Source organism: Pediococcus parvulus (assembly GCF_964063155.1).
Classification (GTDB): Bacteria; Bacillota; Bacilli; order Lactobacillales; family Lactobacillaceae; genus Pediococcus; species Pediococcus parvulus.
This window is the reverse complement of sequence record NZ_OZ061292.1, coordinates 1812929-1833017: the sequence shown is the minus strand read 5'-3', so window position 1 is coordinate 1833017 and position 20089 is coordinate 1812929. Positions and strand designations below refer to the sequence as shown.

20 protein-coding genes and 1 riboswitch are annotated in these 20089 nt (G+C 41.1%); of the genes, 9 read left to right on the top strand and 11 right to left on the bottom strand.

What is annotated here, in order from left to right; genetic code table 11:
- Window positions 1-513, top strand: coding sequence for a DUF4811 domain-containing protein (locus AB3217_RS09245; protein WP_068806112.1), 513 nt, complete (start codon window positions 1-3; stop codon window positions 511-513).
- Between the two features lie 133 nt (window positions 514-646).
- Here AB3217_RS09245 and dapF read toward each other — a convergent pair whose 3' ends face one another.
- Both dapF and AB3217_RS09235 read right to left on the bottom strand, forming a co-directional pair.
- Entirely contained in the window at window positions 647-1648 is a 1002-nt protein-coding gene (gene dapF, locus AB3217_RS09240) for a diaminopimelate epimerase (RefSeq protein WP_068806115.1), read from the bottom strand.
- Entirely contained in the window at window positions 1638-3032 is a 1395-nt protein-coding gene (locus AB3217_RS09235; RefSeq protein WP_260274642.1) for an aspartate kinase, read from the bottom strand. Before AB3217_RS09235 ends, dapF begins: the two co-directional genes overlap by 11 nt.
- A 346-nt stretch (window positions 3033-3378) precedes the next feature.
- A riboswitch (Lysine riboswitch) is annotated at window positions 3379-3562 on the top strand.
- Between the two features lie 107 nt (window positions 3563-3669).
- Here AB3217_RS09235 and lysA point away from each other — a divergent pair.
- From lysA to AB3217_RS09200, 7 genes are all read left to right on the top strand, one after another.
- Window positions 3670-4974 (top strand): diaminopimelate decarboxylase, encoded by a 1305-nt coding sequence (gene lysA, locus AB3217_RS09230; protein WP_057782834.1) that lies wholly within the window; start codon window positions 3670-3672, stop codon window positions 4972-4974.
- Between the two features lie 120 nt (window positions 4975-5094).
- Window positions 5095-5805 carry a 2,3,4,5-tetrahydropyridine-2,6-dicarboxylate N-acetyltransferase gene (gene dapD, locus AB3217_RS09225; RefSeq protein ID WP_367366024.1) on the top strand — a complete coding sequence of 237 codons (711 nt, stop codon included), beginning with the start codon at window positions 5095-5097 and terminating at the stop codon, window positions 5803-5805.
- Window positions 5806-5824: 19 nt separating this feature from the next.
- A complete protein-coding gene (locus tag AB3217_RS09220) occupies window positions 5825-6979 on the top strand; it encodes an N-acetyldiaminopimelate deacetylase (protein WP_260274659.1) in 1155 nt (384 codons plus the stop codon).
- Window positions 6980-6988: 9 nt separating this feature from the next.
- The gene (gene dapA, locus AB3217_RS09215; RefSeq protein ID WP_367366134.1) at window positions 6989-7921 is read left to right on the top strand and encodes a 4-hydroxy-tetrahydrodipicolinate synthase; all 933 of its coding nucleotides are present in this window, start codon (window positions 6989-6991) and stop codon (window positions 7919-7921) included.
- Window positions 7914-8690 (top strand): 4-hydroxy-tetrahydrodipicolinate reductase, encoded by a 777-nt coding sequence (gene dapB / locus AB3217_RS09210; RefSeq protein ID WP_057782840.1) that lies wholly within the window; start codon window positions 7914-7916, stop codon window positions 8688-8690. The genes dapA and dapB overlap by 8 nt, the downstream gene beginning before the upstream one ends.
- Before the next feature lie 18 nt (window positions 8691-8708).
- Entirely contained in the window at window positions 8709-9902 is a 1194-nt protein-coding gene (locus AB3217_RS09205) for an aminotransferase class I/II-fold pyridoxal phosphate-dependent enzyme (RefSeq protein WP_367366023.1), read from the top strand.
- 29 nt (window positions 9903-9931) lie between these two features.
- Entirely contained in the window at window positions 9932-11002 is a 1071-nt protein-coding gene (locus tag AB3217_RS09200) for an aspartate-semialdehyde dehydrogenase (protein ID WP_367366022.1), read from the top strand.
- Window positions 11003-11191: 189 nt separating this feature from the next.
- On the opposite strand, the gene AB3217_RS09195 is transcribed toward AB3217_RS09200, so the two are convergent.
- The 8 genes from AB3217_RS09195 to AB3217_RS09160 form a co-directional block, all read right to left on the bottom strand.
- The gene (locus tag AB3217_RS09195; protein ID WP_367366021.1) at window positions 11192-12454 is read right to left on the bottom strand and encodes an MFS transporter; all 1263 of its coding nucleotides are present in this window, start codon (window positions 12452-12454) and stop codon (window positions 11192-11194) included.
- Between the two features lie 185 nt (window positions 12455-12639).
- On the bottom strand, window positions 12640-14061 hold the full coding sequence (locus AB3217_RS09190; RefSeq protein ID WP_367366020.1) for an MFS transporter: 1422 nt from the start codon (window positions 14059-14061) through the stop codon (window positions 12640-12642).
- A gap of 76 nt (window positions 14062-14137) precedes the next feature.
- Window positions 14138-14608 (bottom strand): DUF2975 domain-containing protein, encoded by a 471-nt coding sequence (locus AB3217_RS09185; protein ID WP_068806136.1) that lies wholly within the window; start codon window positions 14606-14608, stop codon window positions 14138-14140.
- A 30-nt stretch (window positions 14609-14638) separates the two neighbouring features.
- Entirely contained in the window at window positions 14639-14971 is a 333-nt protein-coding gene (locus AB3217_RS09180) for a DsrE family protein (protein ID WP_057782858.1), read from the bottom strand.
- Between the two features lie 10 nt (window positions 14972-14981).
- Window positions 14982-15926, bottom strand: a complete 945-nt coding sequence (locus tag AB3217_RS09175; RefSeq protein WP_367366019.1) for a DNA/RNA non-specific endonuclease — start codon at window positions 15924-15926, stop codon at window positions 14982-14984.
- 54 nt (window positions 15927-15980) lie between these two features.
- A complete protein-coding gene (locus tag AB3217_RS09170) occupies window positions 15981-16874 on the bottom strand; it encodes an IS3 family transposase (protein ID WP_087128590.1) in 894 nt (297 codons plus the stop codon).
- Window positions 16871-17545: a helix-turn-helix domain-containing protein gene (locus tag AB3217_RS09165; protein WP_100078201.1), complete on the bottom strand. Its 675-nt coding sequence runs from the start codon at window positions 17543-17545 to the stop codon at window positions 16871-16873. Before AB3217_RS09165 ends, AB3217_RS09170 begins: the two co-directional genes overlap by 4 nt.
- A 91-nt stretch (window positions 17546-17636) precedes the next feature.
- The gene (locus AB3217_RS09160; protein WP_367366018.1) at window positions 17637-18308 is read right to left on the bottom strand and encodes a hypothetical protein; all 672 of its coding nucleotides are present in this window, start codon (window positions 18306-18308) and stop codon (window positions 17637-17639) included.
- A gap of 250 nt (window positions 18309-18558) precedes the next feature.
- On the opposite strand from AB3217_RS09160, the gene AB3217_RS09155 reads away from it, so the two are divergent.
- Window positions 18559-18759 carry a cold-shock protein gene (locus tag AB3217_RS09155; protein ID WP_057749326.1) on the top strand — a complete coding sequence of 67 codons (201 nt, stop codon included), beginning with the start codon at window positions 18559-18561 and terminating at the stop codon, window positions 18757-18759.
- Between the two features lie 208 nt (window positions 18760-18967).
- Here the strand turns inward: AB3217_RS09155 and AB3217_RS09150 are convergent, their stop codons facing one another.
- Entirely contained in the window at window positions 18968-19996 is a 1029-nt protein-coding gene (locus tag AB3217_RS09150; RefSeq protein ID WP_068806144.1) for an NAD-dependent epimerase/dehydratase family protein, read from the bottom strand.
- Window positions 19997-20089 lie beyond the last annotated feature (93 nt).

The window sequence follows — 20089 nt, the reverse complement described above, 5'->3', positions numbered from 1 at the left end:
ATGATAATTATTTTTTTGTTCGCTGGTGCAATCCTTTTTGCTTGTAGCATGATTTTTATGCACCGTGGTATTAATAAAATGATTTGGGTAACTTTGGGTCTTATTTTAAGTATTGGGAGTGTCGTGTTAATCGCGTTAAACTACAATATTTATTTAGGAATGAAAGAAGTTAATCAAACGCAAACTTATCCGTTGACCTCAAGTGTGAAGGGCAAACATGCCATCTTGTATCAACAAATTGGTACCAAGGATGAGCGAATTTATTATTACGCCACAAATCCATTGCAGCAAAAACTGGCTAAGACGGACCCTACAACCGGAACTACCAAAATTAAACGAAATTCTAAGTTGAATCAAGTCAAGATTACTCGTAAAACACGCGTTTATAAAAACGAGGAAATGCGCTTGTTATTTAGCAATGGCGTTCCCAATAAGCAGTTTGTCAGCCAAGACTATGAATTCCATTTAATGTCTGGTTGGACGTTGGAGAAGGTTTCTCATCAAAAACAATAAAATAAAAAGTGGACAAAAGGCGTTAGATTCTGAAGATAGGCGGAAGGATCTGCTTTTTCCCACGTTTTAGAAATAATATTTGGGGAAATATAAATAGACCGGACAAAACATAGTTTTTGTCCGGCCTCTTTTTTTATGATTTAACGGAAATATTGTTGATTTTTGGCAATTGTGTCACAAATTTTTGATAACTTGTTTCTTCATCCGTTTTGTTGATTTGAACATCAGTTAATTTAGCGGCATGCAGGTCAGCTTCGGAAATCTCAAGGTGATGTGTGACCGTCGCATTTCCAATTAAATCAATATCATAGATGCCATTTCGTTTGTGGACGTTGGTTTTAACTAAGCCACCGGGATTATAAACGGTGATTTCTTGATCAAACTGACCTTCATCAGGATGGGTGAGGGCAAATGCCAAACTAGTAGCTGACATGCCGGTTCCACAAGCATTGGTGAAGCCAACTCCTCGTTCAAAAGTACGAACAAATAATTTATTTTGACCCAAAATTTCCGCAAAACTGACATTTACGCCGTCTGGAAAGTAAGGGTTGGGTTCGTTGAGACGTTTCCCTAAAGTCCCTAGGTCATCAGATGCTAATTCTTCAGCAGAGACAAAACTGATCAAATGAGGATTAGGCACTGCGAGTGCGGTAAATTTGAGTTCTGGTAGTAGTTCTGGCCATGGCTCGTCAACTAATTGCTGATGGTTTGCATTGTGAAACGGTAACTTTTCCGCATCAAATGAGACTGGTGAAATTTCAACACTAAATGCGGGCACGTTTGGCGCAAAATCCTTTGCTTTACTGACTTTTAAATCGGCGTTAAGCGTTTGAACTTTAAATTGGTCTACCTGAAATTTTTTACTTAAATAACGGGAAACGGTCCGTAACCCATTTCCACACATTGAGGCTTCACTGCCATCAGCGTTAATGACCCGCATCTGGGCCAAGGCCGTTTCGTGCGTGGGCTCGTCAATGACTAAAACGCCATCTGCTCCCTGTAAAAGTCCGGTTTGCGGATTTGTAATTTTTGTGGCGAAATTAATTAATTCTTGGTCAGTTAATTTAGTTTGTAGCTGAGTTTGATCGAGTAAAAAGAAGTGGTTTTCGGAACCATGAACTTTATCAATCTGCATGAGTAGTGCTCCTTTCGTGGGTGTCAGTTTGACATGTGAAAAACTGTTGATAGATTTGTTTGACGGCTTTTTTGGCGTCTGCTTGTTTGGTGCCTAACATAATTGAAATTCGTGAAGCACCCTGATTGATCATGTGAACACCAATGTTGTTTTCAGCGAGGGGACGGATGATATTTTCAATTGTCCCAACTTTTGACCGCATACCTTCACCAACCACCATGATAATCGCATAATCATCAATCCAATCAAGTTGATCTGGATGCAACGTATTTTTAATGTCATGACACATCTCATGAATAGTTTCGTTGTCTAACTGGTTTTTGTCAAAGATTATGGTTAAGTCATCAATTCCAGAAGGCATATGTTCATAAGAAACATCATATTTATATAAAATTTGAAGGAGTTTTAATGTAAAACCAACTTCTTTATTTAGCAGGTAACGGTGCAGATATAGAGCCGCAAATCGATCGGAACTTGCTACACCCGTGATGGTGCGGTGGGGCTCAAAACTATCTTCTGGAACGATTAAAGTTCCCGGTAATTCGGGATGATTAGTGTTTTTCACATTGATTGGGACCTGGCCTTCAATTGCCGGAATGATTGCCTCATCATGAAACACGGAAAAACCTGCATAAGAAAGTTCGCGCATTTCGCGGTAGGTCATTTTCTTAATGGCATGGGGATGATCTACAATCCGTGGATCGGCCGCGTAAATGGCATCAACGTCAGTGAAATTTTCGTATAAATCGGCTTTTAGTCCTCGGGAAACAATTGCGCCGGTGATATCGGAACCACCGCGGGAAAAGGTGGCAATCTGGCCATTCGGCGTAAACCCAAAGAAACCAGGAAAAATTAGTTTTTCTTCTGTAACCTTTAGATGCGCTAAATTTTCGTAAGTTTCTGGTAAAACAGAGGCGTCACTCGGATCGTCAGTTACGATAATTCCTGCCTCAAAAGGATCCACAAAGCGAGCAGGGATGTTCAGATGATTGAGCACGGCGGTTAACAACATGGCATTAAGACGTTCACCATGCGCTTTGAAGGCAGCCATCAAATACGTGTTGCTTGGATAATATTCAAGGGGTAGTGACCGAAGCTTTTTGATGATTTTGTCAATTGGTCTAGCTGGCAATCCAAAGAAATCACTAATCGCTTGGTAGCGTTGACTAATTTTATCCACAACCGTTTTTGGATCTTGATGATCAATTACCCTTTGAGCGTAGGTGATTAGGAGATCGGTGACCTTTGTATCTTCAGAAAATCGTTTCCCTGGTGCGGAAACAACGACAATCTGTCGTGCAGGATCAGCCTTAATGATGGAGATGACTTTTTGAAAATGGGCGCCGTCTGCTAATGAGCTACCGCCAAATTTAACAACCTTCATGAGTAAAAAAATCCTTTCTAGTTTTCAAAAATTATATTTTATTAAAGTTTGATTAGTTATTGTGAATTTTAGCATTTTTTTGATGAATAGCAACTAAATTATTCTTTGAATTAATCAATTATAAGAAATACTTAGTAGTAAGTTTTTTATTTTTGATTTAGGAAAACAATGCGGCTGGCCGCAGTTCAAAACTACATGTGAAAGCAATGTTAGAACTAAACAAGCTCGATATTAGCAGCTCTAAATTAAATGGAGATAAAGTTGTTTTAACTGATACAAAAGAGCTACAGGGAATTTTATTGGAGTAAGGGGGTTGACTATCTGTGAGAAGTATTATAAACTTTTTAATAATTTAAGAGGTCGCAACCAACAAGAGTAATTAGTGGAATTTCTATCAAATTATGAAGCTAGTGAAAGGGGCGGTTGCCGAAGCGTCAAATCTGGATAGGGGTTTGGTGTGCTGGGACGTAGTTTAACAGACTGCGGACTGTCGCAGCAAAACATGTCGGCTGCGGGGCGCTATCGACAATTGATACAGAATAATAATGAACTCATTCTGGGATCTTTTTGTTTGCGCTAAACAAAAAGGTCTCTTTTTTGTTTAATAAAATAATTATAAAACTAGTGGGGTAAATAAATGGGTACTCAAGGGGAGCAACAAGTAAACGAAGCAGGACATTTAATGATTGATGGGGCTGATGCCGTAGAATTGGCGCATACTTATGGGACGCCGCTAATTGCCTATGATGTCTCAGCAATCCGCCAACAAATTCGGCGGTTTAAAAAGGTGTTTGAGCGTAATCAAGTCGATTACGCCGTGAGTTATGCCAGCAAAGCATTTGCCACAGTTGGGATGTTTCAACTTGTCAATCAAGAGGACGCGCACATTGATGTGGTATCAGGTGGCGAGTTATATACGGCCATCAAAGCTGGCTTTCCAATGGAAAAAGTTAGTTTTCACGGCAATAACAAATCACGCGCAGAATTGGAAATGGCCGTGGATCATCATATCGGGGTTGTGATTTTAGATAATTTTCACGAAATTGAGTTACTAAGCGAAATCTTGAAAGAAAAACAACAGACAATTAAAGTCATGTTACGTTTAACGCCCGGTGTTTCAGCGCATACCCATAAGTATGACCAAACTGGTCAAGAGGATAGCAAATTCGGCTTTGATATTCAATCTGGGCAAGCGCAAAAAGCGTTGCAGCAGGTGTTAGCAAATTCACAACTAGAGATGCTTGGTATTCATGCTCACATTGGTTCACAAATCTTTGAGGTTAATGGGTTTGTCATGGCAGCCCAAAAATTAGTTGATTTGGCTGCTGACTGGCAAAAGAAGTTTAACTTTGAAACCCGAGTCTTAAATATTGGTGGGGGCTTTGGGATTCAGTACACCAAAGAAGATGATCCGCTGGCACCCGAAGAATTTGTTGACGCAATTGTGAAGGCCGTCCAAAAGCAGGTCACGTTACGTCAGCTAAAAATGCCGGCCATTTGGATTGAACCGGGCCGTTCCATTGCAGGCCCCGCGGGATATAGCTTATATACAATTGGCTCAAGAAAAGAAGTACCTGGCATTCGCCCATATGTGACGGTGGATGGCGGGATGGGCGATAACATTCGACCGGCGCTTTATGAGGCCAAATATGAAGCCGTTTTAGCTAATCAGGCAACGGCTAAACCAGATGAAACGGTTAGAATTGCAGGTAAATATTGTGAATCAGGCGATATTTTGATTCAAAAACAAGCCTTACCTAAATCGCAGCCTGGTGATGTTTTGGTAATTCCAGCTACTGGTGCTTACGGGTATTCAATGGCGTCAAATTATAATCGAAATCCGCGGCCAGCGGTGGTGTTTGTCGAAAAAGGTAAAGCACAAGTCATTGTTAAACGAGAAAGTTATGAAGATTTGGTCAAACTGGATTGCAGTTTTGTTTAGTTGCTGAATGCCATATAATATAGAAGAATCGAGAATTTTTAAAGTTCAAATAACCATTGAGCCTTATGATAACCTGACAACGAAAAATAAAAAAGTTTATATAAAGGAAGGATTTTATCCATGGCACAGTTAGATGCACGTGAAATCATTGATTTTATCAGTAACGCCAAGAAAAAAACACCCGTAAAGGTCACTCTAAAAGGTGATTTGACTAAACTTGATGTTCCAAAAGGCGTCCGAGCGTTTGTAGAAACCAAAACCGGAACCGTTTTTGGCGATTGGACAGATGTTAAACCATTTCTTGAGAACAACAAAGCAGTTATTGAAGATTATGAAGTTGAAAATGATGGACGTAATTCAGCGGTCCCATTGTTGGACACTAAGAATATCAATGCGCGCATCGAACCCGGGGCAATTATCCGGGATCAAGTTGTGATCGGTGACAATGCCGTCATTATGATGGGAGCATTGATCAACATTGGCGCTGAGGTTGGTGAAGACACCATGATTGATATGGGAGTTGTCATGGGCGGTCGTGCGATTGTCGGAAAACATGCTCATATTGGTGCCGGAACTGTTTTAGCTGGCGTGGTTGAGCCGGCGTCTGCCCAACCCGTGCGCATTGATGATAATGTCATGATTGGGGCAAATTCCGTTGTTTTGGAAGGTGTTCACGTTGGAGAAGGGGCAGTTGTGGCTGCTGGTGCGGTTGTGACGCATGATGTTGCCCCATACACGATGGTGGCTGGTGTGCCTGCCCGCAAAATGAAAGATATTGATGACCAAACTCGGTCAAAGACAGAACTCGAGGACACTTTAAGAAAGCTGTAAAGTTATGAACAAACAAGCAATGTTAACAGAGCCTCAATTAATCAAAATTTATCAAAGCTTGCATCAGATTCCAGAACTTGCGATGCAAGAAACGGAAACCCATGCTTTCATTAAAAGAACGGTGCTTCAGTTCGACCAAACTAATTTGGAAATTCAAACTCCGGCAGAAATGCCGACCGCGTTACTCGTGTTAGTTCACGGGAGTGCATCTGAACGGACAATTGGCTATCGAACAGATATTGATGGACTACCAGTTGCAGAACAAACTGGATTGCCATTTGCTTCTAAACATCCCAATGTGATGCACGCCTGTGGACATGATATTCATATGAGTGTTGCACTTGGCTTACTCGACTATTTTGCAGCTAACCAGCCGAAAGATAACTTGTTGTTTTTCTTCCAACCGGCTGAGGAAAGCTTGAACGGTGGCAAAACTGCTTATGAAAAGCAGATTTTCACTGGTAAATGGTGTCCAGATGAGTTTTACGGATTGCATGACAATCCTGATTTACCCACTGGTGCGATTGGTTGTCGGATGGGGACTTTGTTTGCCGGAACCACTGAAGTTGACGTGGATTTCTATGGGAAGGGTGGTCATGCGGCTTTTCCACAGGATGCAAATGATATGGTGGTGGCTGCGAGCCAGTTTATTAATCAAGTGCAGACCATTATTTCCCGCAGTGTGGATCCAATTGAAGGCGGCGTCATTACTTTTGGTAAATTTGATGCTGGTAGCATTCGCAATGTGATCGCGGGTCATGCCCGTTTGGAAGGCACGATTCGTGGGTTAACACAAAAGATGATTGAACATATTGATCAGCGAATTCAAGAGGTTGCGGATGGCATTGCGCAAAGTTATCAGGCCAAAGTAGTGGTGAAGCTTAATCAGGGCGGCTATTGGCCAGTTGAAAACAACCCGAAACTTACTCGAAACTTTATTACCTATATGAAACAAACAGAAGATGTGCAATTTGTTGAAACGAAACCCGCAATGACAGGTGAAGATTTTGGTTATTTGCTCGCTAAATTTCCAGGAACCATGTTTTGGCTAGGAGTTGACGATGATTCTCAACTTCATTCAGCCACATTAAAGCCTAATCCAAAAGCAATTGAGATTGGCATTCAGGCTATTAAAGGATTTCTATTAAATCGAATGCAAACAAAAGAAAATTAGGAAAGAAGGATACGGATGTTTAAAGATGCAGATATTTTAACCGCAATTGTGACGCCATTTGACGACCAAAACCACATTGATTTTGACGCCCTTGAAACGTTGACCAATCACCTATTAGAAACTGGTAGTCATGGCTTTATCATTGGCGGAACGACGGGGGAAACGCCCAATTTAACGCACGATGAAAAAATTGAATTATATACGAAATTTGGCAAAATTGTGAATGGCAGGGTGCCTGTTATTGCCGGAACTGGAAGCAACAATACTTTACAAACTACTGAATTGACTAAAGAAGTTGGTCAAATTGAAGGGATTGATATGGCACTTGTTGTGGTTCCTTATTACAACAAACCAAATCAACGCGGCATGATTGCGCATTTTACAACGGTGGCGGATGCTTCACCGATTCCAGTGGCCATTTATAATATTCCTGGTCGAACAGGTGTCACGATGGCAAACAAAACGGTCGTTAAACTTGCCCAACATCCTAATATTCAAGCTGTTAAACAGTGTACTTCATTGGAAGATCTGGAGTTTTTAGTGGAACATACGCCAGATGATTTCATGGTTTATACCGGTGAAGATGCCCAAGCCTTACCTGGAATTGCGATTGGTGCTAAAGGGGTTGTTTCTGTGGCAGCCCACGTTTATGGCCAAGATATGCGCCAAATGTTAGATGCTTTTTATGCAGGTAACACTGCGTTAGCTGGCAAGTTACAACGAAGATTAACACCAAAAATGCAGGCGTTGTTCTTGTATCCTTCACCATCCCCTGTAAAAGCTGTCTTAACCGCACAAGGTTATCAGGTCGGCGGATGTCGTTTACCAATTTTGCCTTTGAACAAAGCGGAACGGGCTACGTTAGCAAAAGCTTTGGATTTGAATGAGGATGCATTAGAAAACAAGGGTAGTTTGGCCGAGTTAGGAGTTAATCATGATTAAAATAATTGTAGCGGGTTTTCGTGGATCAATGGGGCAAAAAACACTCAACCTTATCAAAAAAACTGAGGATTTTAAATTGGTTGGGGCATTCAGTCCTGACGCAACGGATATAAATTCTGCAAGTTATGGATTAGATGAGGATGTCCAGATTTTCAATAATTTAACGACCAAACCTGTCGAAGCAGATGTGTGGATTGATTTCAGTACGCCTGCTGGGGTGTTTGATAATGCTAAATTTGCATTGAAAAACCATATCAGACCAGTGATTGGGACTAGTGGTTTGACGGATCAGCAGGTTGCTGATTTAAAAGCCTATGCTAAAGAACAAGGTACAGCCGGTTTGATCGTTCCTAACTTTGGAATTTCAGCAGTTTTGTTGATGAAATTCGCTAAAGAAGCGGCAACTTACTTCCCAGATGTTGAAATTATTGAAATGCATCACGAAGATAAGTTGGATGCACCTTCTGGAACAGCTTTAAGCACTGCTAAACAAATTAGTGAGGTTCGCGAGGCCAATGATGCCCCAGAATTTAAAGAGACGTTAGAGGGTGCACGAGGCGCTAATTATAAAGGGATCCGAATTCATTCAGTTCGGTTGCCAGGCTATGTGGCTCATGAACAAGTTTTGTTTGGTGGCGAAGGCGAAGCGCTAACAATTCGTCAAGATTCGTTTAATCGTGATTCCTTTATGAAAGGTGTGGCCATTGCAGTTCATAAAGTTGGTTCATTAAAGGAACTAACGGTTGGTCTAGAAAATGTTTTATCGTAAAAATTAAGGAGTGGTTATATGCCAAAGTTAAGTGCAGCACTACAAGGAACAGTCAATCAAAAACTAAACTCAATTGGACCCTCAGGAATTCGGGCGTTTGATCAAAAGATTACAGGCACGCCGGGATTGGTTAAATTAACGCTAGGGGAACCTGGATTCAACACCCCTGAACATGTTAAAGAAGCTGGGATTCGCAGTATTCGTGAAAATGATTCTCACTATTCAGCACAAAAAGGAACCCCCGCATTGCGCAACGCCATTAGTGGCTTTTTGAAAAAGCGGCATGGATTAGACTACGATCCCAAAACAGAAATTGTGGCAACAATTGGCGCCACAGAAGCGTTAGCGGCTAGTTTATCAGCCATGTTAAACCCTGGTGATAAAGTAATTATCCCTACCCCTGCTTTTGCTTTATATGTGCCTTTGGTCGTCATTTCTGGTGGAATTCCAGTGGAAGTTGATACATCACAAGATAACTTTGTGTTGACTGCTAAAAAGTTAACAGAAACTCTAGACCGCGAGGGGGATGCCGTTAAAGCCTTAATTTTGACTTATCCGAATAACCCAACTGGTGTGGAATATTCCGAAAAAGAATTACAGGATCTCGCTGACGTGATTGCGAACCGGCCGATGTTTGTCATTGCAGATGAAATTTATAGTGAACTTACATATGGTGTGACGCATCATTCAATCGCTTCAATGATTCCAGAACAAACTATTTTGATTAATGGGTTATCAAAGTCGCATGCGATGACTGGCTATCGAGTTGGTTATATTGCCGCACCGGCAGACTTTATAAAAAATGCAGCTAAAATGCATGCCTTTTTGGTCACCGCACCGTCTAATCCAGCACAAGCTGCAGCTGCCGAGGCATTGGCAAACGGGCTAGATGATCCTAAAGAAATGTGTGTCCAGTATAAAAAGAGTCGGGATTATGTCATTGGTTGTTTAGACAAATTGGGATTTGAAACGGTTCCTCCTAAAGGGGCGTTTTACATTTTCGCGAAAATTCCAGAAAGATATACACAAAACTCGGTAGATTTTGCTACCGAACTTGCCCTGAAAGGTAAGGTTGGTGTCATTCCAGGGAGTGCGTTTGGACCTGGTGGTGAAGGTTATATTCGAATTTCTTATGCGGCAAGTGTCGAAGATTTACATGCCGCAATGACTAATATGGCTGCTTTTGTGAATGCAGACGCAACTATTGCATAATTGACAAAAAAGCGAATGAGAAGGTTAAGTTGATGAGAGAATACAATGTAGCAATTTTGGGGGCAACTGGTGCCGTGGGAACACGGCTAATTCAGCAGTTAGAGCAATCTACCATTCCGGTTAAGTCAGTGAAATTTTTGGCTTCATCGCGGTCGGCTGGCAAAGAGTTGGCATTTAAAGGTGAACCGGTAGTTGTTGAAGAGGCCACACCAGATTCATTTGAAGGTGTTGATTTAGTTTTAGCATCTGCTGGAGGTGCGGTTTCAAAGCGGCTTTTGCCAGAAGCTGTAAAACGTGGTGCAGTCTGCGTAGACAATACAAGTGCTTTTCGAATGGATCCGGAGGTACCATTGGTGGTACCTGAGGTTAATGAAGATGCATTGGAACGGCATCATGGAATTATTGCAAATCCAAATTGTTCAACGATTCAGATGGTGGTGGCGTTGGAACCAATTCGGAAGGCATTTGGTTTAAAACAGGTGATTGTGTCAACGTATCAGGCGGCATCGGGTGCTGGTCAGCAGGCTTGGAATGAAATGAACGAGCAGGCGCAACAGCATTTAAATGGCGAAAAAATGACGAGTACGATTTATCCTGTGAAGGGTGGAGAGAAGCATTATCCATTGGCGTTTAATTTGTTGCCACAGATTGATGTGTTTGAAGATGGTGGCTATACGCATGAAGAGTGGAAGATGATTCATGAAACCAAGAAGATTATGTTGGATGATATGGATGCAAAGGATATCAAGGTTACGGCAACTTGTGTGCGGGTACCGGTGGGTATTGGTCATGGCGAGACGGTGTACTTTGAGGTGAAGGATGAGAAGAACGCGAGTCGGGAGAAGATTCAGCGGTTGTTGACGAAGGCGCCTGGGGTAGTGTTGCAGGATGATCCGGAGAAGCAGTTGTATCCACAGCCAATTTATGCGGAAGGAAAGCGCGATACATTTGTAGGAAGGGTGCGAGCGGATGAGGAGAATCCAGGCAATTACCATATGTGGGTAGTGTCGGATAATCTTTTGAAGGGAGCAGCGTGGAATACGGTGCAAATTGCGGAGAAGTTGGTGGAAAAAAGATTAGTGGGCGAGACAAAGCGTTAAGAAAGACAAGATAAGCGTGCCGTATGCGGGATCGCAATCCCGCGGGAGGCATGCTTATCTTGTCTTTCTTGCTTTGTCGAGCCGTCCTAGAGCTCAGCGGAATCCTAACTTAAGTACAAACGTGAATCAGTAAAGAAAAAATGCTTGGCTCAAACTACTTGTAGTTAGGTTAGTCCAAGCATTTTTTAGTTAGTTTGCACCAATTTGTTTCCGTGCTTTCCGAAAGTTAACAATCTGTAGCACTAACATGACCAATTCTAGGCCAATCAGGACAAGAAAATCATTTTGACTTCCGCGGGCGGTTGCACTTACCGTGGAGAGGCCGTGAGCGTTTATTTCACTAATAGAAATGAACGCCGCCATCAATGAGGCACCGATAGATCCAGAATACTGCTGAATGGCATTAAATGCGGCATTGCCGTCTCCCTTTAGTTTGCCAGGCAGCTGTTTCATGCCATCGGTCAAAAGATTACTGAAGGTTAACGAAAACCCGCCACTGAATAACGCGTAAAAAATGGTCATTAGTGGAATTGATAAAATAGACTGAAAACTAAAGAACAGGATTCCAGAAATCAAAGTGGCACTAATCCCAGTGATGATTGGAAGAGCGGCGCCACGTTTGTCCAAAACAACTCCGCCAAAAGGCATCAGAAACAGCCGTAACAAGCTACCGGGTAAGAGCAGGAGACCGGCCAATAAGGAGTTGACACCGAGAACTAATTGGCCGTAGTTGGGTAGCAAAAAGCTCATCCCAATATTGATCAATTGACAAAGCGCATAGGCAACAAAACTTAAAACAAAACGATGGTATTTAAAAATAGTAATATTAATCAATGGAAATGCAAAATGCCGGGCGTGCAAAACATATAAACCACCGGCAACGAGGCCTAAGAGTAACAAAATCCAAAAGTTCAAACTACCCCAGCCGTGAACAGCAGCCTCATTGAAGGCAAGAGAGATAAGGATAAAAACCCCAGCCAACCAGACAAAACCCATTAGATCTAAGCGTGGTTTTTCCAAAGGGCGCGTTTGTTCAATGTTTAATAACCCAAGCACACTCGCAATTAGGGCAATTGGCAGGACAATCCAGAAAATGGCGCGCCAACCTAAACTATAAAGAATAATGCCACCGTACGTTGGACCCACGGAAGCCATGGATACAATAATGGCGCCAATGGCCATATAGCGTCCGAGTTTTTGAAGGGGAATATCATGATTGATAATGCCAAACAGAAGAGGGGTCGTCATCCCGGTTGCGACACCACTAATTAATCGGCCAATCAGTAAGACTGGAAAGTTAGTGGCACTGACACAGAGAAATAAGCCAATACAAGGGATGCTACCAGTAAATACCCAGAAGTGATCCACTGAACGGCCGAAATTGAGACCCCGAAAACGTGCATCAGCGTGGGGAAAGTGACGTTCATGGCCGTTTCTAATAAAATGCCACAAAAAGACATTACACCGGTTCCGATAATTGCTAGAATTGTCTTCTTAGAAACTTTGTTGTTTGGAATAAATTGATCTGTTTGCATTGTTTTACCTCTAAATTCTTTCTTAATTTATCATATCATGAAACGTTAAATCTAATTTTAGACACAAAAGGCAAGTCGATTCGGTTCGACTTGCCTTAAACTTTATTTTACGATTTGATTTTTTTGAATCTTGAAATTCCAAGCCTGAATGCCTAACATGGCAACGGCCATAAAAATCAGCAAAATGAAATCATGGGAACTTCCACGAGCAATGGCCTGTTTAGTGGAAATTCCAGTTGCATTCATTTGACTAATGGCGATTAAAGTGGCCATCAATGAAGTCCCAATTGAGCCGGAATATTGTTGAATAGCATTAAATGCAGCATTACCGTCATCTTTTAAATGCATTGGCAATTGTTTCATCCCGTTTGCCAGTGTATTACTGTACGTGAGTGAAAACCCAACGCTAAAGAATACGTAGAAAAATGTCATCAAGGGAATTGTTAAAAATGACATGAAGGATAAAAATAAAATGGCTGAGATTAAGATGCAACCAATTCCAGTTAGGATTGGCAAGGACGGACCTTTGCGGTCTAGCAAGTTACCGCCCCATGGCATAATAAAAATCCGTAATACACTTCCTGGTAAAAGTAAAAACCCTGCTAATAAGGCGTTTGTGCCTAAAACTAATTGACCGAAGTTTGGTAGTAGGAAACTCATTCCAAGGTTAATTAACTGACACAGCGCATAGGCTAAAAAGCTGAGCACAAAAGGTTGATATTTAAAAATTTCAACATTAATTAGTGGGGATTTGGTATGGGTAGCGTGCCAGGCATACAAACCGGCAGCTAACAGGCCAATAACTAACATTAACCAAAAACCAGTGCTTGCCCAACCATGAGTAGAAGCCTCGTTGAAAGCTAAGGCAATTAAGACAAAAGCAGCAGCAATCCAGGTAAATCCCAAAATATCAAGCTTAGGTCGTTGGGTATCACGATGCTGTTCAATGTTTAGGATCCCAATTACAGCAGCAATTAATGAAACGGGAAGGACAATCCAAAAGATTAATCGCCAACCAAAGTAGTAAGATACGAGACCGCCATACGTTGGGCCAATTGTTGGCGCCATTGAAATGATGATCGCGCCAATTGCTGTGTAGCTTCCCAGTTTTTGAATGGGAATTTCGTGATTGATAATACTAAACATGAGAGGCGTGGTGAGGCCGGTTGCGATCCCACCAATTAATCGTCCGGTTAAAAGAACTGGAAAACTGGTGGCAAATACACAAAGGAGCAAGCCTAAAATAAACAGAATTACGGAAACGGTATAAATGTTTCTCAGTTTGAATCGTTTGTGAATATAAGAAGCCAGGGCCATGACAAGGGCAGCAATTAGGAGATATCCAGAAGTAATCCACTGAATGCTGGAGACTGATACCCCTAATTGTTTCATTAGAGTGGGGAAGGTGACATTCATTGAGGTCTCGAGTAGGACGCCACAAAATGACATCATTCCAGTTCCAACAATTGATAAAATAATTTTTTTTGAGACTTGTTCGTCTTGAGTAAAACGGTTGTTTTCCATGCTAGTTCGCCTTTCGTTTTTTGACCATGCTTACTATCTTACCACGATACAAAACGATAGGAACAAAAAAGTTAGATTAAGCTTCCTTATTTGTTAAGGTGAGCGCTGCAGTTACTAATTTAGAAAACAGTCGCGCAAGAATGGTTAACGTAATTGCCACACCGGCAAAAATAATACCTATCAACAAAATTCCAGGAGCATCCGTGTGATCCGCCACGACGTACAAGGCGGGCAGGTCCAGAATGGCAACAACAGAGATACCCACAAAAAGATGACTAATTTGAGCCAACCTTGTTGACGTTAAACTACTGTAGAATTGATTTTTATCAATGGCAAGTAAGAGATGAAAACAAAGGTAGCTCGTGATCAAAAGAAAAATTCCTGCTGCAAAAACGCCAACGGCAAGATTATAAAAGACGTAGGCATAATGATTATTGAAATCAAAACCCACTATGGTAAAGCCATAAGTACCGAAGCCCCAGCCAGCAATAATTGCGAGGGTAACTAAGAATAAAATTATTTTTAAAAGCAAACTTTCTTTTTTCATAATGGTCATCTCCAAAATAAGGTTTTAATACTAAGGTTTAATGTAACGAAAACCTTGATCTTGTAACGTCACAAGATCAATCACACCGGCAGGAACCACTTTAACGGTCTTGGGCAATTGCTCAGCTGAAATGTGGTGACTAGCCATGGCGTTTTGACAAGCATGGAATTCGACGGTTCCTTGATGGGTGCTAATGAATACTTGAACATCATTTGCCAAATACTCAGTGATTGCAGATCCGTTAACGACAACCACGATGGAAATAGTCAGTTGCTTTTGTTTAGCATAGCTCAGGGCATTTACCACGTTTGACAAGGCAGTTTGCCACTTTGAGTTTTCGTCAATATGAAAGACAATTTTCATTTCTCAAACCTCATTTCTTAACACTGGTACCAGTTTGATAATTAATGGTATAACCAGATTCAATGTTAAAAATATAAACATTAAAGTGGACGGCGTTACTGCCAATCGACTGGCCCTCCATGTGAATGCCACGGGCAACTAATTCTTTTCCACGAAAAACGGGCGTCACACGATAGCGCACGTAATGATTTTTGTTGGCTTTTACATAGTCTGCCACTTCATTTTCATAAGTTGTCATTTCAGGATCGTTGAGGGAACGTGTGCCAGTCATTAAGTTCTTGGCATTGTTGTTTTGCCCTGTTAATTGATAACCAATTAAGTGACAGCGATTGTACAGCCAACCGTTGCTAGTCTTTTTGTTATGCCAGCCAGTGGGGTCTACATCCAAAGACTCGCGTTCCGTTTTAGGCATTAAACTTTTGTTTAGAAGTGCATTTGCTGCTGAAACCCGATTATAGCGATCTAGATTACCATAAGTTTGCCAAGCACCTTTACTGGTGGAAAGATCGGCAGTCGAAAAGTTGGGGTTGTTTTGGTTAATGGTGATGGTTTGTTGACCAGCGTATGATTTGTTGGCTAATTCGGTATCATCGGAAGTCTGGCTACTCGTCTTGTCTGCATTTGATTGTGTTTTGGCAAAATTAATATGCAAACTGCTGGCCCTTTTTTTGATCGAGGCAGACTGGGAGGATAGGGCACGATTTAGTTTGCTATTTTTAGATTCCAAAGAGTTGGCCAAAACTTTAGCACTGGAATTTACCTTAGTGATGACTTTTGTGGACATCACACTATTCACACTAAAGTATTTTCGACGCGCGTAAGAACCCGCTTGATTCCAACTTAACAGTAAAGTGATTACGGCTAATAAAACGAACCAAAGGCGATCTTTTCGTTGGCGGAAAGCAACGACGATAGCAAAGAGACCAATAATTAAAAAGATAATTCCAATAAACATTGTACTAGGCCCTGTCAAGTTGACAAATGAAATAATATAAATTTTAACATGTATCTAAATGGCTTCATTCCAGTATTCATCTGGGGTGAGGCCATTTCTTTGTGCTGAACGGTTGTGGTGATTAAAGTAGATGATTCCTTCTTCAACTAAGCTCACAAGTTCTGGATAGGTTTTCGCCATTGGGTGACGATCCATCCAGCGTAGCTTAAATTCATTCCACCAACGCTCCATTGGTGCGTTATCATAGGGCGTGCCAGGCCGTGACATACTACGTCTGACCTGGAATTGATCCATAAATTGGTTAAACGATTTCGAGGTATATGCCGTGCCTCGGTCTGTATGCACCATTGGATGCACATCGCCTGCTTGAGTAAAAGCCCGTTGAAAAACTTGAATTTCTGCGGCACTTGTTTCCGTAATGCTGAGATTATAGGCCAAAAGTCGCCGACCATAAAGATCCAAAACGCCGCTCAGGCGCACCTTGTATTCACCGTTAATACCATATGACAACTCTGTTGAGTCAGAAAGCCAGACTTGATTGGGCGCTGTCACTTTAAATTTTCGATTCAATACGTTGTCCTGAATATACTGTTCCGATTGCTTTACACGGTTATGTTTTTTCTTGCGAATCTGACAATGAATATCTAGTTCACGCATTACTCGACGGACCTGCTTAAATGTAACTGGGAAGTTAATTTGTTCATCTTGGCGTAAATTTTCCAATAAATTACCAGCTCCAATTCCTTGATGATGAAAATCAAACCAGTATTGTGCTCGTTCTTTAAGTCGTTGATCCCGTAATTCCCAAACAGTTTCTTGGCGTTTGAGTCCTTTGTTGTATGCTTGTCGGCTGACGCCGATAATTACCAGTAGCTTTGTGATTGCTCCATGATGACCTTTACTGACGTCCTTAATTGCCTGGTAAGCCAGTTGATGCTGTTTTTTCACCCCTTGTACCGTAGTTCCTGAAATTTTTTTATGAAGGCCTCATAAAGTTCTTTGTCTTTTAATTGCGATTCTAACTCACGAATTCGTAAATTAGCCTTATCCAAATCTGTAAGTGCTGCTTGTTTTTTGTGATGACCACGATTATCTACGAGGAATTCATAGCCTCTTTCATGAGCCTTAAGCACCCAAGAACGTGCTTGTTGATAGGAAACCTGAAAATGAGTGGCAGCTTCGCTATAACTATGTTTATCTTTGGTTACATACTCTACAACTGCAATTCGTTCTTCAACAGTAGTTTTTCTACCCATAGTGAGGACCAACTTTCTAGATGGTGACATCGTCACCGTTTTGTCCTCATTATACCTGGAAATCCAGTTTACTAATTGACTTGTTGAACGTAAACCAAATTTAAGAGCCACTTCTGCAAGCGAATAGTCACCATTTGAATACGTGTGAATTGCCTCTAACTTTAATTTCTGTGAATAATGTTTATTCTGACGTGCTTCTTTTAATCCCTCAAAACCATCACGCTCATAACGTTTTAACCACGTTCTAAAAACATTACCATTAACATTATGTTCTCTCGAAAAGGCCTCACTAGACATTTTTGATTGCCTGAATTGCTCAAGCAAGGTTAACTTTTCAAGTTCTGTATACTTAGCTCTGGGCATACAAATATCCCTCCATAGTTATTAGATGAATTATATTATTTCATCTGACAACCATAAAGGGATTATTACACATCATTAATTTCTCCCCTTACTACCTTTTTGCCTTACGATAGCCAGCAGATTGAGCCTGGGCTTCCGTTTGAAAGTAGACAGCATTTTGAGAATTCATATGGTAGCCTGCCTGACCAGGAACGTGGTAGATTCGTGAATTTTTATTACCAATAATTCTCTTCTTGGTGGTTGTGTCTAGATCTCCCTGTTTAGAAGTCTTGTCGGCGCTGGTTGAATTTGAAACTTGTGTTGAACTTTGTGAGGCAACACTTGATTGTTGAACTTCTTTTTTGGCCTGTTTGCTTTCCGATTCTTGTCTTGAATTTACTGACTGTGAAGATGCTTTTTTAGCCGATTCAACCTTATCTGACAAATCCTCAACTGAATTTGATTGAGAAGTGATCTTGGATGATATTTTTGCGAGCGCATAGGCCCGTAGTTTAGCAGACTCCAGTTCTTTTTTGCCAACCGTTTTTGTTTTGTAAATTCTTTTGACAGATGGGGCTGACGTTACGGGTTGTGGATTAGTGAATTGAAAACCAAAAATGGCGACGCAAAATAACAGTACGGTACCTAAAATATAACTTTTATATTTAGTAGTTGGTACATGAAAAAGCATTTGATGCATAACTTTATTGTAGAGGGTTATAGCTTCCAACACTATAAAACCCAGAATGCTTAATGCGATTAAGACAGCAAAAAAACTATTCATGATAAAAATCACTTCCCTAAGTTAATAATACCTGGGTTTTAAATGCAAAACAATAGAGAGTGATCGACTTATAAGAGTTTTTAGAAGTCGTTTCATTTGTATTCATACTTAGTTCCTGTTAAGGTTATGTTAATGTGTTTTATCAGTTTGGTTATTAAGGGTTCGAAGTTCTAAGAGCGTGACTCCTTTCGTAATTGGCTCGTGGGATACAAAATTAAAAAAGCGCACTGCGCTAGGAGGATTCATTCACATGGAAAAAGGCAAAGTTAAATGGTTTAACCCTGATAAGGGATTTGGTTTTATCAACCGCGAAAATGGTGACGATGTATTCGTTCATTTTTCAGCAATTCAAGGCGACGGTTTTAAGACATTGGAAGAAAACCAAGAAGTTACTTTTGATGTAGAAGACAGCGACCGTGGACCACAAGCTGTTAATGTTCAAAAACAGTAAACATTCTCGCATAGTTGTGATTGCTTAGGCAAAACATAAAGCGAGGTTTTATTTATTAAGTATTCTGAAAAAGAATGTAAGTCCGACAAACATACACTGTTAGAAGATTTAGAAGCTGAATTCGGCGCTAATGTCGATGTTTATTAAATCGCAGTGTTAAAAAAAGGTCGATTGTAATTGCAAAAATTACGATCGATCTTTTTTTGATTTAAATTTGATTAGCGCGGATTAAAGAATCAACGGTGTTTAAAATCGTTTCTTGGTTACTACCGATTGGTTGCCAACCTAATAGTGTTTTTGCGCGCTGATTGCTAACGTTGTGGTTCACTTCTAGGAATAAACGGCCTTCTTTTGCCTGTTGATTAAAATGAGAACCAATACGAATTATCCAGTTTGGTAAGGTTCTTGTGGGAATTTTAGCAACTAATTTTGGTCGGTGAGTTTTGATGAGCGCCGCAATTTCTGGCATTGAAATCGGTTTGTCGCCAACAGCTAAGAAACGTTTTCCTGCTGCAGCAGATGTTTGCATGGCACGAATATGAATATCAGCCACATCGCGAACATCGACAATATTCATTTTGATGTTAGGGATGCGTTTCACAGTGCCATTAATTAAATTACGGACAATCCCAAAACTGCCTGAAACATGATCATCTAAGGCGCCGCCAAGCATAGCACCCGCATTCACAGTTACAAATTCGAGAGTACTGTTCGTTTTTTTAAGATAATTCCAGGCGCTCTTCTCGGCAATGAGTTTAGATTTTTCATAGAGCGATAGACCGGACTCGTTTGGATCAGTCCAGTCGGCTTCGGTTGTGGTATGTTGCTGATTTTTATTGCTGAAACCCACAGCTCCCAAATTGGCAGTCATGATAACCCGTTTTACGTTGCTAGTAACTGCCGCTTTTAGAATCCGTAACGTGCCATCAGTCGCGGCACGGGCGACATCTTTGGTGGCAGTTTCACCATTTACAAAAACTGGAGCAGCCACGCTCATGACGTAAGTAATGCCGGCCATGGCTGTCGACCAGTTATCATCTCGGGTTAGATCAGCTTGGACAAAACTTAAACGGTCAAGATTTGGAACCTCATGAAATTTAAGCGTTTGAAGGACCTCTTCTTTTTTATTGAGTGAACGCAGAGTTGCCCTAACGGAGTAGTTTGCCTCGAGTAACTGCTTGATGATATGCAGTGCTAAAAAGCCGTTTCCACCTGTAACTAATACTTTTTCTGTCATTTTTTGACTCTCCTCTAATTGATTGTGATTTTTATTGTTTTACGTTATGATAGCCATGTTAAACCCTAGACATTACTCTAGGGCAAGGAAAAA

Bases quoted from the DNA above. Each gene is read 5' to 3' on its own strand.
- AB3217_RS09245 (WP_068806112.1), top strand. From the start codon at position 1: ATGATAATTATTTTTTTGTTCGCTGGTGCAATCCTTTTTGCTTGTAGC.
- dapF (WP_068806115.1), bottom strand. From the start codon at position 1,648: ATGCAGATTGATAAAGTTCATGGTTCCGAAAACCACTTCTTTTTACTC.
- AB3217_RS09235 (WP_260274642.1), bottom strand. From the start codon at position 3,032: ATGAAGGTTGTTAAATTTGGCGGTAGCTCATTAGCAGACGGCGCCCAT.
- lysA (WP_057782834.1), top strand. From the start codon at position 3,670: ATGGGTACTCAAGGGGAGCAACAAGTAAACGAAGCAGGACATTTAATG.
- dapD (WP_367366024.1), top strand. From the start codon at position 5,095: ATGGCACAGTTAGATGCACGTGAAATCATTGATTTTATCAGTAACGCC.
- AB3217_RS09220 (WP_260274659.1), top strand. From the start codon at position 5,825: ATGTTAACAGAGCCTCAATTAATCAAAATTTATCAAAGCTTGCATCAG.
- dapB (WP_057782840.1), top strand. From the start codon at position 7,914: ATGATTAAAATAATTGTAGCGGGTTTTCGTGGATCAATGGGGCAAAAA.
- AB3217_RS09205 (WP_367366023.1), top strand. From the start codon at position 8,709: ATGCCAAAGTTAAGTGCAGCACTACAAGGAACAGTCAATCAAAAACTA.
- AB3217_RS09190 (WP_367366020.1), bottom strand. From the start codon at position 14,061: ATGGAAAACAACCGTTTTACTCAAGACGAACAAGTCTCAAAAAAAATT.
- AB3217_RS09185 (WP_068806136.1), bottom strand. From the start codon at position 14,608: ATGAAAAAAGAAAGTTTGCTTTTAAAAATAATTTTATTCTTAGTTACC.
- AB3217_RS09180 (WP_057782858.1), bottom strand. From the start codon at position 14,971: ATGAAAATTGTCTTTCATATTGACGAAAACTCAAAGTGGCAAACTGCC.
- AB3217_RS09175 (WP_367366019.1), bottom strand. From the start codon at position 15,926: ATGTTTATTGGAATTATCTTTTTAATTATTGGTCTCTTTGCTATCGTC.
- AB3217_RS09165 (WP_100078201.1), bottom strand. From the start codon at position 17,545: ATGCCCAGAGCTAAGTATACAGAACTTGAAAAGTTAACCTTGCTTGAG.
- AB3217_RS09160 (WP_367366018.1), bottom strand. From the start codon at position 18,308: ATGAATAGTTTTTTTGCTGTCTTAATCGCATTAAGCATTCTGGGTTTT.
- AB3217_RS09155 (WP_057749326.1), top strand. From the start codon at position 18,559: ATGGAAAAAGGCAAAGTTAAATGGTTTAACCCTGATAAGGGATTTGGT.
- AB3217_RS09150 (WP_068806144.1), bottom strand. From the start codon at position 19,996: ATGACAGAAAAAGTATTAGTTACAGGTGGAAACGGCTTTTTAGCACTG.